The following is a 13,467-nucleotide window of genomic DNA, read 5'->3' on the forward strand; positions in this document are numbered from 1 at the left end:
GCCCCCAACTGTGCTGGCGCAGCAGGGTTTTCGCTGTACACGGCGATCCCGGTCCCGTCAGCCGACCGGCGCGATCAGCGTCTGGCCTGCCGACAGAGACCCCGTGTCCAGAGCGTTGAGTTCGCGGATGCGTTCGGCAACCTGGCGCGCCGGCGCGTCCGGGGCCACCCGTGCGGCGACGTCCTGCAGAGATTCCCCCGGTAGCACCCGCACCACGGCGAGGGTGTCGGGGATGTGAATGGCCGGATCGGCTGAACCGTCGGTGGCCATTTGCCCGAAGTGTGCAACCACGCCCAGCCAGAGCGTGATCAACCCGGCGAGCAAGGCCAACCCCATGGTCGTCGCCAGCGGGACGGGACGCCTGCGATGGGGGGCGACCGACACCGCCACGCCGGTGCCCTGGTAGCGCAGTGGCGCGCCCCCCGGCCGGCCGGTGCCGGGCCTGCGCGACTGGCCCAGCCCCGTCCGAGCAGATCGCGGCTCGTGGATTGGCCCGTTGACCGGCCCCCGGACACTGCGGCTGCGGGGCGGGGCTGCGTAGATGAGTGTCATGTTCGTTCCTCTGACCGAAGGGGCATCGCTCGTGTGTTCGACACTGTAGTCGCTCGTGTGTTCGATACCCGAACATTTGATCGAAGCGTGTCGCATGAGCAAAACGCTAGACCACACCACTGACAAGAAATTTTCGTCGCGTGCGGTCCCATAGATCGCGGATACCCGACCGCGTGAAGAGTTACACACTTGTGATTCAGGAGGTCGGCGCGTCGCATCGCCATGGCGACACACTTGTCGAACACATGTTTGATTCTTGGCGGCAGTGCGGCTACATTCAGTGCCATGAGTGACAGCAACGACCCTTCCGCACCCCCGACCGGGGAGGCCGCCGACCGCTTGCAGTCCGCTGATTCATCGCTGACCGAGCGGCAGCGCACCATCCTCAACGTCATCCGCGCGTCGGTTACCAGCCGTGGATACCCCCCGAGCATCCGGGAGATCGGCGACGCCGTGGGCCTGACGTCAACATCCTCGGTCGCCCACCAATTGCGCACCCTGGAACGCAAGGGCTATCTGCGCCGCGACCCGAACCGTCCACGCGCGGTCGATGTGCGCGGCGCCGACGACACACCAACGCCGGTCACCGACGTCGCCGGCTCTGACGCCTTGCCGGAACCCACGTTTGTCCCCGTTCTGGGCCGCATCGCCGCCGGCGGGCCGATCCTTGCCGAGGAAGCCGTGGAGGACGTCTTTCCGTTGCCGCGGGAGCTGGTCGGCGAGGGCACGCTGTTCCTGCTGAAGGTGGTCGGTGACTCCATGGTCGAAGCTGCGATCTGCGACGGCGACTGGGTGGTCGTGCGTCAGCAGAACGTCGCCGACAACGGTGACATCGTCGCGGCGATGATCGAAGGCGAGGCCACCGTCAAGACGTTCAAGCGCGCGGGTGGTCAGGTGTGGCTGATGCCGCACAACCCGGCGTTCGATCCGATACCCGGCAATGATGCGACGGTGCTCGGCAAGGTCGTCACGGTCATCCGCAAGGTCTAGCTGCGGCCACCGGCGTATGGGTTCAGTCCGCCTTGATGAATCCGTTGGCTTGCGCGACTTCTTCGCTGGCCAGCCAGATTTCAGCGAGGGTGTCGTGGTACAGCGCACTATTGGGCGTGTAGTACAAGCCCGAGCGGGCGCTGGCCTTGATCGGGTATCCATCCGGCGCCTGATACGGGTCGTGATCTAGCGGCAGATGGATCATCGGGCGCGCCCCCGCGATGGGAGCCGGTGGCGCCGGGGCGGCCGGTGCAGCTTCCGGCGCCGCTTGATATGCCGCTGCCGCGGCGGCCCCTTCCGAACCGTATGCGTCGGAATCCGCGGCTGCGTGCCGCCCGGATCTCGGCTCGGAAACCGGTGTGGCCTCCGTCTCGGCCGTCTCGTCGACCAGAAGCTCGGGAGGTTCGGCGACCGGGGCGGGAGGGTAGAAAGTGTCGGGGAACGCGGCGTCCGGAGCCTCGGTGTCCGGAGCGACGGCCTCGGGAGCCACGGATTCGGGGACGTAGGCCTCAGGCGCGAAGCTGTCTGCTCCGACAGTCTCCGGAACGGCCGGCTCGACCACCGTCGCTTCGAGGAAGTCCCTCGGAGTCACGATCGGCGTGGGTGTGGTGTCAACCGCGTCCGGGTCTTCCTCGGCGTCCTCCTCGTATACCTCTCCGACCTCGGCGTACTCGTAGCCCTGGTCGGATCCGGTAAACGCGTCGCTGCCGTAGGGCTCTTCACTCGGCTCGTGCTCAGCCGCGACGGCCCCGCCGCCTCGCGGCCAGCTGACCCGCGACATCGAGCCGACGTCCTGCGGGTGATGTTCGGGCTGATGCTGGTCGTCGAGCGGGAAGCGTTCCGTCCCGTAATCGGCCTCGTCGTGCGGCCAATGTCCGCCGGCGTCATAACCGGCCGCTAAATCATGTTCGTGGTCGGGCTCGTGGTCGCGCTCGTGTTCGGGCAGGTAGGCGGGACTAGCCGGAGCGCCACCGCGACGCCGGCGCAGGCCGAACACCACCAATACGAACATGACGATGAGCAGGACCACCGGCACGGCCGCCGCCAGCCACCACCAGTGCCAGGTGAACTTCTTGCCGTGCGCGGTCGGGCCGGCGGCACTGGGCTGGTTCTGTCCCGTCACCTGCAAACCGGATAGCAGGGGTGCCAGGTTGGCCGGATCCGTGGTGAAGGTGTTCTTCGCACGGTTCCACGAGATCTTGCCGCCGGCGAACTTCTGCGAGATCACGTCGCCGTCCACGGTTTGGTCGCCCAGCGGGGCCCCGAGTTTGCCGGTCGCTCCCTTCAGCTTGTCCCACGCGGCCTTCATGGCTCCGCGCACGACGAATGCGCCGTGGTCGGGGGTCCAGAAGATCACCGGCTTGTCGGCCGCGGCGAACGACGCGATCCGGCTTGCGGGGGTGATTCCGCCGTCGGCCTCATTGGCTATAGGGAAACCCAGGTCGCTGCTGACCGGGCCACCCAGCGATTCGTACTTCTGCAGGATTGCGCCCTCGACGGCATTGGCACCGGTAGCCGGGCTGAAGAAGACCTTGCCCCCGGTGAAGTCCTGTGCGATGCCGTCGCCACCGATCGGGTACTGGTCGCCCTTCTTGGCCCCCAGGGGGCCTGCGGCACCGCCGGCGGCCCGCCAGGCCATGTTGATGGCGGCGGTGGGGTCGATCGCTACCTGCAGGTCCTTCAACTGATCGGCCAGCGTCGGCGGGGTGGTGGTGAATTCCTTGGTCTTTCGATTCCAGGAGACCTGTCCGCCGGTGAACTTCTGGGTGGTGACCTCGCCGTCGTAGGTCTCATCCCCGATCGGAGCGCCGAGCACACCACCGGAGCTACCCAGCTTGTCCCATGCGGCGTTCAAGGCGCCGCGCACCACGAAGGCGCCGTGGTCGGGCGTCCAGAAGATCACCGGGTTGTCGCTCGCGGCGAAGGTGCTGACCCGACTGTCGGGTCCGGCCAGGCCGGGAACCTCGTTAATGGTCGGGAAGCCCAGATCGCTGCCGCCCGGACCGCCCAGCGACTCATATTTGTCCAGGATCGGTCCGTACATGTATTTGGCGCCGGTGGCCGGGGTGAAGAACATCTTGCCGCCGTCGAAGTCCAGAGCGAATCCGTCGGCTACCGGGTACACGTCACCCTTGCGGGCGCCGAGGGTCGAGGTGTCGCCGCCGGCCTTCTCCCACGCGGCCATCATGGCCGCTTCGGCGTCGCCTATCGGAGACGCCACCGCGCTGGGCGCCCACAGTGCGGCGGCCAGCGCCGCAGCCGACAAGCTGAGCAGCGCGCGCCCGACCAGCTTCCTCAATTGACCTCTCTGCCCGCTCACCAAGCCTCCCAGGCCGCCCCAGCCACTGCCCTGCCCGCATCGCGAGCCGGTAGATTTCCCACCGTGGGCCGTCCCCCAGCTACGGTCCGCATCGTCGCCGGGCTCGCATAACTTTGCTCTAGCGAACGGGAAATGCGAAGAAAATTCCGAAATTTTACGAAAACGGATACCCAGCCGATGTCGAAATGATGCCTGGCCGCGCTCGTGTCGCGAGCAACCGCAGTGCGGGCCGACCACGGTCTGGGATACCGTGCCGAGGACGACAACCCGACTGACGCCGTGAGAGGAAACCCAGCGCAAATGGGTGTTTCGGGACTTGTCTGGGCACTGACCATCGTCCTGATCGCAGGCCTGCTGCTGTTCGACTATGTCTTCCACGTACGCAAAACCCACGTGCCGACGTTACGTGAGGCCGCAGTCTGGTCCGCAATCTACGTCGGAATCGCGATCGTGTTCGGAATCTGCGTGCTCGTCGCGGGCAGTCCCGAGATGGCGGTCGAATACTTCGCCGGCTATCTGAGCAACGAAGCCCTCTCCGTCGACAACTTGTTCGTCTTCTTGATCATCATCAGCAGCTTCGCCGTGCCCCGGGTGGCACAGCAGAAGGTGCTGCTGTTCGGCGTCACGTTCGCGTTGATCGCGCGCACCGGTTTCGTACTGCTCGGGGCGGCGCTGCTCGACAACTTCAACTGGGCGTTCTATGTGTTCGGCCTGGGCTTGCTGATCATGGCGGGCAACCTGGCCAAACCCGGAGAGCCCGAAAGCCATAACGCCGATAACCTCATCATCCGGCTGGCCAGTCGCTTCTTGCGAACCTCGCCGCACTACGACGGCGACCGGCTGTTCACCGAAGAAAACGGCAAGCGGGTGATGACCCCGATGCTGCTGGTGATGATCGCCGTCGGCGGAACCGACGTGCTGTTTGCCTTCGATTCGGTACCAGCGATGTTCGGTTTGACGCAAAACGTCTACCTGGTTTTCGCCGCAACCGCATTCTCGCTGATGGGGCTGCGCCAGCTGTACTTCCTGATCGACAATCTGCTGGACCGCTTGGTCTACCTGTCCTATGGGCTGGCGGCGATTCTCGGCTTCATCGGCGTGAAGCTGATACTGGAAGCATTGCACGACAACAACATTCCGTTCATCAACCACGGTATGCCGGTGCAAGTGGCCGAAATCAGCACCGCGGTGTCGCTGACGGTGATCATCGTCATTCTGCTGATCACCACTGTCGTGTCGTTGTTCTCCGCGCGCGGCCGTAAGCAGAATGCCGTGGCCAGAGCCCACCGGCATGCCACCGAATACCTCGACTTGCACTATGAGGTCGATCCCGCCGAACGTGAGAAGATCTTTGCGGATCTGCTGCAAGCCGAGCACGAAATCGACTCACTGCCAACGAAATACCGTACGCAGCTCACACAGGACCACGAGTTCAGAGCGCTGCTGCGACGGGCCCACGACGCGCACGAAGCGTATGAGCCCGATGACCAGACGCCGTCAAACACCTAGGCTGCGGCCGATGATTTCTTTCATGATCTCGGTCGTACCGCCGTAGATGGTCTGCACCCGGGCGTCGAGATATGCCCGGGCGACAGGGTATTCGCGCATGTAACCGTATCCGCCGTGCAACTGCAGGCAGCGGTCGATCAGCTGTATCTGCTTCTCGGTGGAATACCACTTGGCCATCGCCGCCTGTTCGGCCGTCAGCTTGCCTTCCAGGTGCAGCGCGAGGAACTCGTCGACCATGATGCGCACCACAGTGGCCTCGGTGGCCAGCTCGGCCAGCAGGAACCGGCTGTTTTGGAAGCTGCCGATGGACTTCCCAAAAGCCTTGCGCTCCTTGGTGTACTGCAGCGTCTCCTCCAGTACGGATTCCATTGCCGTGGCGGCCATGACCGCGATGTTGATCCGTTCCTGCGGCAGGTTCTGCATCAGGTAGATGAATCCCATGCCCTCTTGGCCGAGCAGGTTTTCAATCGGCACCTTGACGTCGGAGAAGGACAGTTCGGCGGTGTCCTGGGCGTCCAGGCCGATCTTGTCCAGATGGCGGCCGCGTTCGAATCCCTCCATACCGCGTTCGACGACGAGCAAACTGAAGCCTTGGGCGCCTTTTTCGGGATCCGTCTGCGCCACCACGATCACCAGGTCTGAGTTGATCCCGTTGGTAATGAACGTCTTTGACCCGTTGAGCACATAGTGGTCGCCTTGCTTGACCGCGCGGGTCTTGATGCCCTGCAGGTCGCTGCCGGTTCCCGGCTCGGTCATGGCGATCGCGGTGATCAGCTCCCCGGTGCAGAACTTGGGTAGCCAGCGCTGCTTTTGCTCGTCGGTGGTGAGCTTCAGCAGGTAAGGCGCTACGACGTCGTTGTGCAGGCCGAACCCGAGTCCGCTGTACCGTCCGGCGACGCTTTCCTCGGTGACGATGGTGTTGTACCGGAAGTCGGGGTTTCCGCCGCCGCCGTACTCCTCCGGTACCGCCATGCCGAGGAAGCCCTGTTTGCCGGCCTCGAGCCACACTCCGCGGTCCACGATCTTGGCCTTGGCCCATTCGTCGTGATAAGGCGCGACGTGGCGGTCGAGAAACGCACGGTAAGACTCGCGGAACAAATCATGTTCGGGTTCGAAAAGAGTGCGCTGGTATTTGACGGCACTGCCCATACCTACAGCCTCCGGCTATCAGATAAAAGAAAACTCTGCCAACCAAGATATACCAACCGGGCGGTTGGTCGGCGGTTGCCTAGCCGCCGTTGACGGAGAAGTCCTGCAAGCTGGCCGCCAGCGCGACGGGAACGCGGGCCCTGATCCGGGTGCCCTCCGGGTTGTGCTCGGCTTGCTGGACGCGGCCGTCGGCGTGCACACGGGCCACCAGGTCGCCGCGGTGGTAAGGAATCACGACGTCGACGGCGGTATCGGTGGGTTCGGCCAGCTCGGCCATGCGCCGCCGGAGCGCGTCGATGCCCTCCCCGGTACGGGCGGAGACGAAGACCGCGCCGGGCAGCTCGTGGCGCAGCTTGGCCAGCGTCAGGCCGCTCGCGGCGTCAACCTTGTTGACCACCAGCAACTCGGGCGGCGGGTCGCCGTGATGGTCGGCGATGACTTCGGAAATCACCTGCCGGACCGCGCTGATCTGGGCCAGCGGGTTGACGTCGGATCCGTCGACCACGTGCACCAAGAGGTCGGCGTCGACGACCTCCTCCAGCGTGGAACGGAACGCCTCGACCAGCTGGGTGGGCAGGTGCCGCACGAAGCCGACGGTGTCGGTGAGCACGAACGGCCGGCCGTCCTCGAACTCTGCGCGTCTCGTGGTAGGGTCCAGGGTGGCGAACAGGGCGTCTTGGACCAGCACGCCGGCGCCGGTCAGCGCGTTGAGCACGCTGGATTTCCCCGCGTTGGTGTACCCAACGATGGCGATCGACGGCACATCGCTTTCCAGCCGGCGACTGCGCTGGGTGTCGCGTACCTGTTTCATGGCCTTGATGTCGCGGCGCAGCTTGCTCATGCGCTCGCGGATGCGTCGCCGGTCGGTCTCGATCTTGGTCTCACCAGGCCCACGCAGGCCCACCCCGCCACCGCTGCCACCGGCACGACCACCGGCCTGCCGAGACATCGACTCACCCCAACCACGCAACCGCGGCAGCATGTACTCCATCTGGGCCAGCGACACCTGTGCCTTGCCCTCCCGGCTGGTGGCGTGCTGGGCGAAGATGTCGAGGATAAGGGCCGTGCGGTCGATGACCTTGACCTTGACGGCCTTCTCCAGCGCGGTCAGCTGCGCCGGGGACAGTTCGCCATCGCAGATGACGGTGTCGGCACCGGTTGCCACGACCACATCGCGAAGCTCGGCAGCCTTGCCGGAGCCGATGTACGTCGACGGGTCGGGCTTGTCGCGACGCTGAATGAGCCCTTCGAGCACCTGGGAACCGGCTGTTTCGGCCAACGCCGCGAGCTCGGCCAGGCTGGCCTGGTTGTCGGCCGCGCTGCCCTCGGTCCATACCCCCACGAGCACCACGCGTTCCAGCCGCAGCTGGCGGTACTCGACCTCGGAGATGTCGGCGAGCTCGGTGGACAGCCCGGCGACCCGGCGCAGCGCCGAGCGGTCTTCGAGGGCGAGTTCACCGAGACTCGGTGTGGATTCTGAGAAGCCCGTCATCGGCGAATCTGCCTTCTTGGGCGAGTCTGGATACATCATAGCCAACACCGATGGTTCCACGATGCGCCCGACCGTGCATCCGAATATTCACCCCAGGGCGTTCCACCAGTCGTCGGCGAGTTCGCCACGGGCCAGCAATACCGACGGTCCGCGCAGGTAGCTGGTGGCGTCGGTAACCGTGACGACGACGTCGCCGCCCGGCACCCGCACGGTCAGCGTGCCGGTTTCGGCACCACGTGCGTCCAGGGCGGCGACTGCCGCCGCGACCGTCCCGGTGCCACACGAGCGGGTTTCGCCCACGCCGCGTTCGTGGACACGCATGCACACCATGCCATCGGCCGGGGCCGTGAGCACCTCGACATTGACTCCGCCCGGGAACTGCGCCAGGTCGAATATGACCGGCGCCGCCACGTCTAACGCCGCGAGCGCTTCGACCGTCAGTTCCGGGTCGACGCAGGCCAAATGCGGATTGCCCACATCGACGGCCACGCCGGTAAACCGCCGCCCACCGACTGTGGCCTCGAAGGCCGGCCCTCCGCTTCCCAGCCGGTTGGCCTTGCCCATGTCGACCGTGACGTCGGCGTTGGTGGCATCGACCTCGTGCAAAGAGACCGGGCGCGGTCCGGCCAGCGACCCGACGACGAACTCGTTGCCCGATTCCAGGCCACTGGCCCGCAGGTAGTGGGCGAACACCCGCACGCCATTGCCGCACATCTGCGCGATCGAGCCGTCGGCGTTGCGGTAGTCCATGTACCAGTGCGAACCGTTCACACCCTCGGGCAGGCGATCGAGCACGCCGGCCCGCAATGCGGCTTGCGCCGTCGTCACGCGCAACACCCCGTCGGCGCCCAGGCCGCTGCGCCGGTCGCACAAGGCGGCCACCCGGGAAGCCGTCAGCACCACCCGGGCATCGAGGTCGGGCAGCAGCACGAAGTCGTTCTGGGTGCCGTGGCCCTTGGCGAACAGCATGTCGTCAGGGTACTTGGCGCCACGCCAGCACCGCGTTTTCGACGAGGTCGTCCGTCCCGGCGTCGAGCCAGTGCACCCGATGGTCGCGGCGAAACCACGACCGTTGCCGTCGCACGTAACGGCGGGGGCCCACGAAGGTCTGTTTCTGCGCGTCGCGCACCTGGTCCGGTCCCCCGCCGGCCTCCAGTGCCTCGATCACCTGGGCGTAGCCCAGCGCGCGCGACGCCGTGACGCCCTCGCGCAAGCCCTGCCCGAGCAGTGTCCGTACTTCCTCGACCAGGCCGGTATCGAACATCAGCTGGGTGCGCCGAGCCAGCCTCTCGTCGAGAATCGTTGTGTCACAGTCCAATCCGAGGATCACGGTGTCCCATCGCGCGGCGCCGATGCGTGGTGCCGACGCGGCGAACGGCTGGCCGGTGAGCTCGACCACCTCCAGTGCCCGCACCGTGCGCCGGCCGTCGGTGGGCAGGATCGTGGCGGCCGCGGCCGGGTCGCGGCGAGCCAGTTCGGCGTGCAGTTCGCCCACCCCGATCTCGGCGAGCCGCTGCTCCCATTTGGCGCGCACAGCCGGATCGGTCGCGGGAAAAGTCCAGTCGTCGAGCAGCGATTGGATGTAGAGCATGGAACCGCCCACCACCAGCGGCACCGCTCCCCTGGCCATGATCGCCTCGATATCGGCGGCCGCGGCCTGCTGATAGCGAGCGACCGTCGCAGTTTCGGTGACGTCGAGGACGTCGAGCTGGTGATGCGGAAGGCCGCGGCGCTGGTGGACGGGCAGCTTCGCCGTTCCGATGTCCATGCCGCGATAGAGCTGCATCGCGTCGGCGTTGACGATTTCGGCGGTGAGCTCGAGCCGTTCGACCACGTCGAGAGCCAGTTGCGACTTGCCTGTGCCCGTCGGGCCGATGATCGCCAGCGGTCTCACGGTTGCCAGACACCGGCGAAGTAGCCCACGCCGTACGGCGCTCCGCGATAAAGCTCCTTGGCCGACCGGGGCCCGGGTTCGGTGAGACCGGCCAGCACCTGGAATGCCGTCCGGCCGAGGATCGGACCCGGCAGCCGGGTCAATGCGGCGACGTCGCCGCTGGCCAGCGCGTCGTCCAGGTCCGTCTGGACATCGACGCTGGCCGGGTCGTAGCCGCCCGGGGCAGCGGGTGTCAGAGTGTTCACGCCGTCGGCCACCACCAGGACGCCGATCGAGGCCGGCGCCCGGTCGATCTCGGCGCGCAGCTGCCTACCGTGGGCAAGCGCAGCATCCGGGTCGCGGTCGCCGGCGTAGACGCGAACCTCCGCGCTGGCTTCCGGTCTGGCCTGACCGCGCACCCACGCGGCGATCAACGCGCACACGGGAAGTTCGGCCGGCTCGTCGGGGGCTTGCGGCGCCAGCCGCACCCGCAGATCGACCCCGAATCCGGCGAAGGTCCCGACGCCCTTGACGCCCACCATTTCATCAGCGCGGCCCACTCCGATCGCAATCCAGCGGGCGGGCAGACAGGCAGCCGCGGCGGTTACCGCGCCCCTGAGCTCGGCCATTTCGGTAGCGGCGCATCCGGTGAGTTCAGGGACGAGCACCGGCGCACACGGAACGATCGCGATGGCGCTCAACACGCCACCAAACTAACGTCTCGCCGATACGCCGGCCCAGGACCGGGCGCTCAAAACGTCAGCCTGTGGTCAAGCCGAGGACGGCCGCCACACCGGGTCGCCCGCTGCCACGGGTTCGACGGTATCGCCGGCGTTTCCGCCGGAGGAGGGTGGCGGGAGCCGCTTCGTGCGCTTGGTATCGGCCATGTCTTGGCCGGTGTCGGCGACCATGGTCGCAGCTTCGCCGCGAGCCAGTGCCACCGTCGCTGCGACCACTACGACCACCGCGCCGAGCAGCACGAACGCCTCGGGGCCATCGGCTTGCAGTGACTCAGCGAGCACGGTTACCCCGAGAATGGTGGCCATCGCGGGCTTCACCACCGTCATCGTCGGCAATGAGGCCGTCAGCGCACCGGCCCTAAACGCCGACTGCTGAAAGATCATCCCGGCCAGTGCCGCGAAGATCCACGGGATGAATTCCGGCGCGCGCACCGCCGCGCCCAGGCCGTCTTCGGCGACCTCGACGACTCCCTTGGTCAGCACGGCGAACAGCGCCAAGGAGGAGCCCGCAACTATCGCCAACAGCACCGCCGCCACCGGACGACCGGCCCACACCTTGGCCGCCACCACACACAACACCAATGCCGGACCCATCACTACGGCCACAATCAGCCAGGTATTCAGCGACGCCCGCTGGTGGCCGGCTGTCGGGTCACCGACGATGATGACCACCGCCAATGCGCCGGCCAGCACCACGGCCCACATCCACTCCCAGCGCGTGATGCGGTGATGGGCGAACCTGGCGTAGATCGGCAGCGCGAAGAGCAGCGCCGTCACCTGCAGTGACGTCACCAGCATCACCGATGCCCACGCCAGCGCGCAGGCCTGCAAGCTGTAGTTGATGACGGCCATGACGCCGCCCATCCACCAACGCATGTCGCGCAGAGACATGCCGAACAGCGTGAGGTGACCCACCTGCTTGTCGGTGATCTCATGCGCGGAGCGCTGCCGTATCACGTCGCCGATCGCGGATGCCAGTGCCGCGAATAGGGCGATTATCGCGGCGATTTCAACCTTCGACATTGGCGACCCTCGATTCCCTGCGTCCCACCAGCGATCCCCCGCTGCAGCTGTCTATGCACCAATTATTCGCCGGCAGTTCACCGACCACTTTATGGCGCTGCGTACGGTCTCGATAGATATTTCCCCACCAACCTATGCAGCACCTGTAACGAGCGATGTAGTAGCTGTGTGAAGCCTGGGCCGAAAACGGCACGCCGCCTAGACTGGCCGACCCAGAGCCTTCGAGTGCCCAACCCCCCGATTGAACCTGTTCCGCCACAGTACCGGGCGACCGGCGGTTACCGCTCGCGCGGCCCGGCGGTGATCCCGATTCGTTACCGCAGCAGCGCGTTAGGTGGCGGGTTCAGCTAACACACCGCGAGCCGGCCGGTGACTTCGACTCTCGGGAGGCGGGGCCATCATCGCGGCCTCGTCGCGCGCCAAAGCCACGGTCGCGGCGACGACGACTATCACCGCGGCGGCCAGCGTCAACACCTGTCCCTCACCGGCGTGCACAACCTCGCCCAGCAACGTGACGCCGAGCAGCGAGGCGATCACGGGCCTGGCCACCGTTATCGTCGGCAACGAGGCGGTCAGCGCCCCGGCCCGCAACGACGATTGCTGCAGCATCAGCCCGATCGGCAGGACCACGACCCAGGCGTAGAACTCCGGGGCGCGAAACAGCGTCGGGAAGCCCTTTCCCAGCTCGGCCATCACACCCTTGGTCAGCACCGTGAACGCCGCAAGCGCTGCGGCCGACGCGAGTGCCAACAGCACCGCGGACAACGGACCCGAAGCGAATCGCGCCCCGATCACACAGACAACCAGCAGGGGAACCATCACCGCGGCGACCACGGCCCAGGCCGGCCAGGCAGCCCGAGCGTGGCCGGCCGATGGATCGCCGGCCATCACGATCACCGCGACCGCGCCGGCCAGCAATACCGCCCACATCCATTCCCTGGCCGTACACCGGTGGTGCGTGAGGCGAGCATCTATCGGCAATGCGAACAGCAGCGCCGTGGCCTGCAGCGACTGGACCAGCACTACCGAGCCCATCGTCAGGGCGATGGCCTGCAGCGTGAAGCTGAACAGCGCCGCCAGGCTGCCGAGCCACCACTGCAGATGCCGCAGGGAGAGATGGAACAACGTGAAGTGTCCGACCGCTTCGGTGGTGACTTGCTGAGCAGACCGCTGTAAGACCACGTATCCGATACCGGCCATCAGCGCCGCGCCCAGTGCGAGCAACGTCGCGACCTCAACTTTGCCCATAGCTGATCTTCCTCCGACAGCCCACCGGGCGTAGTCGGGTAAACCTCGAGTTAAGCAGTTGTTCAATAATGACTCGTGTGCGCTGGTTCAGCATCACATCGGGACTTTCTCCTAGAAAAGTTTGCTTCGCCGGCGATGTCGAGCTTTGCCGTCGGGCCCGGGGTGGAAAAAGCACTGGTGATACCGCACGCGGTCGGTGAAGCTATCGAAGCGGCGAAGGTAGCAGCACGGGGGCCTGCTAGCTGCTTGAATACTGTTGGAGCCGGTTGGCGAACCAATGACGGGACGGGTTCTGCCAATCGATAGGTGCCGCTTCGCGCGGCAGGGGCGCGGGATATCGCCGCGCGAAGGGTAGGTGACGAGCGCATGACGGCTGACCAGACCAACAACTGCGACTCATCCGGGCCAGTGCAGGGGCCGGTGGCAGGGCCGACATCAGAGTCGGGGGCTGCATCACAGTCGGGGGCCGCTGCAGAGCCCGGGCCCGCTGCAGGGCCGGAGCCCACATCAGAGTCGGGGCCCGCTGCAGAGCCGGAGCCCCCTGCAGAGTCGGAGCCCGCTGCAGGGCCAG

The 13,467-nt window shown here is 66.2% G+C and carries 11 protein-coding genes; 2 read left to right on the forward strand and 9 right to left on the reverse strand.

Annotated elements, in window-relative coordinates:
- Window positions 1-57 precede the first annotated feature (57 nt).
- Window positions 58-552 carry a LysM peptidoglycan-binding domain-containing protein gene (locus BST12_RS02690; protein WP_083111684.1) on the reverse strand — a complete coding sequence of 165 codons (495 nt, stop codon included), beginning with the start codon at window positions 550-552 and terminating at the stop codon, window positions 58-60.
- A 285-nt stretch (window positions 553-837) separates the two neighbouring features.
- On the opposite strand from BST12_RS02690, the gene lexA reads away from it, so the two are divergent.
- Entirely contained in the window at window positions 838-1,542 is a 705-nt protein-coding gene (gene lexA, locus BST12_RS02695; RefSeq protein ID WP_083111477.1) for a transcriptional repressor LexA, read from the forward strand.
- Between the two features lie 22 nt (window positions 1,543-1,564).
- Here lexA and BST12_RS02700 read toward each other — a convergent pair whose 3' ends face one another.
- The gene (locus tag BST12_RS02700; RefSeq protein ID WP_083111478.1) at window positions 1,565-3,862 is read right to left on the reverse strand and encodes a sunset domain-containing protein; all 2,298 of its coding nucleotides are present in this window, start codon (window positions 3,860-3,862) and stop codon (window positions 1,565-1,567) included.
- 300 nt (window positions 3,863-4,162) lie between these two features.
- Here BST12_RS02700 and BST12_RS02710 point away from each other — a divergent pair, with 300 nt between their 5' ends.
- Window positions 4,163-5,371 carry a TerC family protein gene (locus BST12_RS02710; protein WP_083111479.1) on the forward strand — a complete coding sequence of 403 codons (1,209 nt, stop codon included), beginning with the start codon at window positions 4,163-4,165 and terminating at the stop codon, window positions 5,369-5,371.
- Here BST12_RS02710 and BST12_RS02715 read toward each other — a convergent pair.
- From BST12_RS02715 to BST12_RS02745, 7 genes are all read right to left on the reverse strand, one after another.
- Window positions 5,360-6,520: an acyl-CoA dehydrogenase family protein gene (locus BST12_RS02715; RefSeq protein WP_083111480.1), complete on the reverse strand. Its 1,161-nt coding sequence runs from the start codon at window positions 6,518-6,520 to the stop codon at window positions 5,360-5,362. The genes BST12_RS02710 and BST12_RS02715 overlap by 12 nt on opposite strands.
- A gap of 79 nt (window positions 6,521-6,599) precedes the next feature.
- Window positions 6,600-8,048 (reverse strand): GTPase HflX, encoded by a 1,449-nt coding sequence (gene hflX / locus BST12_RS02720; RefSeq protein ID WP_245850042.1) that lies wholly within the window; start codon window positions 8,046-8,048, stop codon window positions 6,600-6,602.
- Between the two features lie 51 nt (window positions 8,049-8,099).
- The gene (dapF, locus tag BST12_RS02725) at window positions 8,100-8,981 is read right to left on the reverse strand and encodes a diaminopimelate epimerase (RefSeq protein ID WP_083111482.1); all 882 of its coding nucleotides are present in this window, start codon (window positions 8,979-8,981) and stop codon (window positions 8,100-8,102) included.
- A gap of 4 nt (window positions 8,982-8,985) precedes the next feature.
- Entirely contained in the window at window positions 8,986-9,906 is a 921-nt protein-coding gene (miaA, locus tag BST12_RS02730; RefSeq protein ID WP_083111483.1) for a tRNA (adenosine(37)-N6)-dimethylallyltransferase MiaA, read from the reverse strand.
- Window positions 9,903-10,589 carry a class III extradiol ring-cleavage dioxygenase family protein gene (locus tag BST12_RS02735; RefSeq protein WP_083111484.1) on the reverse strand — a complete coding sequence of 229 codons (687 nt, stop codon included), beginning with the start codon at window positions 10,587-10,589 and terminating at the stop codon, window positions 9,903-9,905. The genes miaA and BST12_RS02735 overlap by 4 nt, the downstream gene beginning before the upstream one ends.
- Before the next feature lie 66 nt (window positions 10,590-10,655).
- The gene (locus BST12_RS02740) at window positions 10,656-11,648 is read right to left on the reverse strand and encodes a DMT family transporter (protein WP_083111485.1); all 993 of its coding nucleotides are present in this window, start codon (window positions 11,646-11,648) and stop codon (window positions 10,656-10,658) included.
- A gap of 330 nt (window positions 11,649-11,978) precedes the next feature.
- A complete protein-coding gene (locus BST12_RS02745) occupies window positions 11,979-12,896 on the reverse strand; it encodes a DMT family transporter (RefSeq protein WP_083111486.1) in 918 nt (305 codons plus the stop codon).
- Window positions 12,897-13,467 lie beyond the last annotated feature (571 nt).

It is taken from the genome of Mycobacterium angelicum (genome assembly GCF_002086155.1).
Lineage (GTDB): Bacteria > Actinomycetota > Actinomycetes > Mycobacteriales > Mycobacteriaceae > Mycobacterium > Mycobacterium angelicum.

Coding starts and splice junctions, on each gene's coding strand:
- hflX (WP_245850042.1), bottom strand. CDS start 8,048: ATGTATCCAGACTCGCCCAAGAAGGCAGATTCGCCGATGACGGGCTTC.
- dapF (WP_083111482.1), bottom strand. CDS start 8,981: ATGCTGTTCGCCAAGGGCCACGGCACCCAGAACGACTTCGTGCTGCTG.
- BST12_RS02740 (WP_083111485.1), bottom strand. CDS start 11,648: ATGTCGAAGGTTGAAATCGCCGCGATAATCGCCCTATTCGCGGCACTG.
- BST12_RS02710 (WP_083111479.1), top strand. CDS start 4,163: ATGGGTGTTTCGGGACTTGTCTGGGCACTGACCATCGTCCTGATCGCA.
- BST12_RS02745 (WP_083111486.1), bottom strand. CDS start 12,896: ATGGGCAAAGTTGAGGTCGCGACGTTGCTCGCACTGGGCGCGGCGCTG.
- lexA (WP_083111477.1), top strand. CDS start 838: ATGAGTGACAGCAACGACCCTTCCGCACCCCCGACCGGGGAGGCCGCC.
- BST12_RS02715 (WP_083111480.1), bottom strand. CDS start 6,520: ATGGGCAGTGCCGTCAAATACCAGCGCACTCTTTTCGAACCCGAACAT.
- BST12_RS02690 (WP_083111684.1), bottom strand. CDS start 552: ATGACACTCATCTACGCAGCCCCGCCCCGCAGCCGCAGTGTCCGGGGG.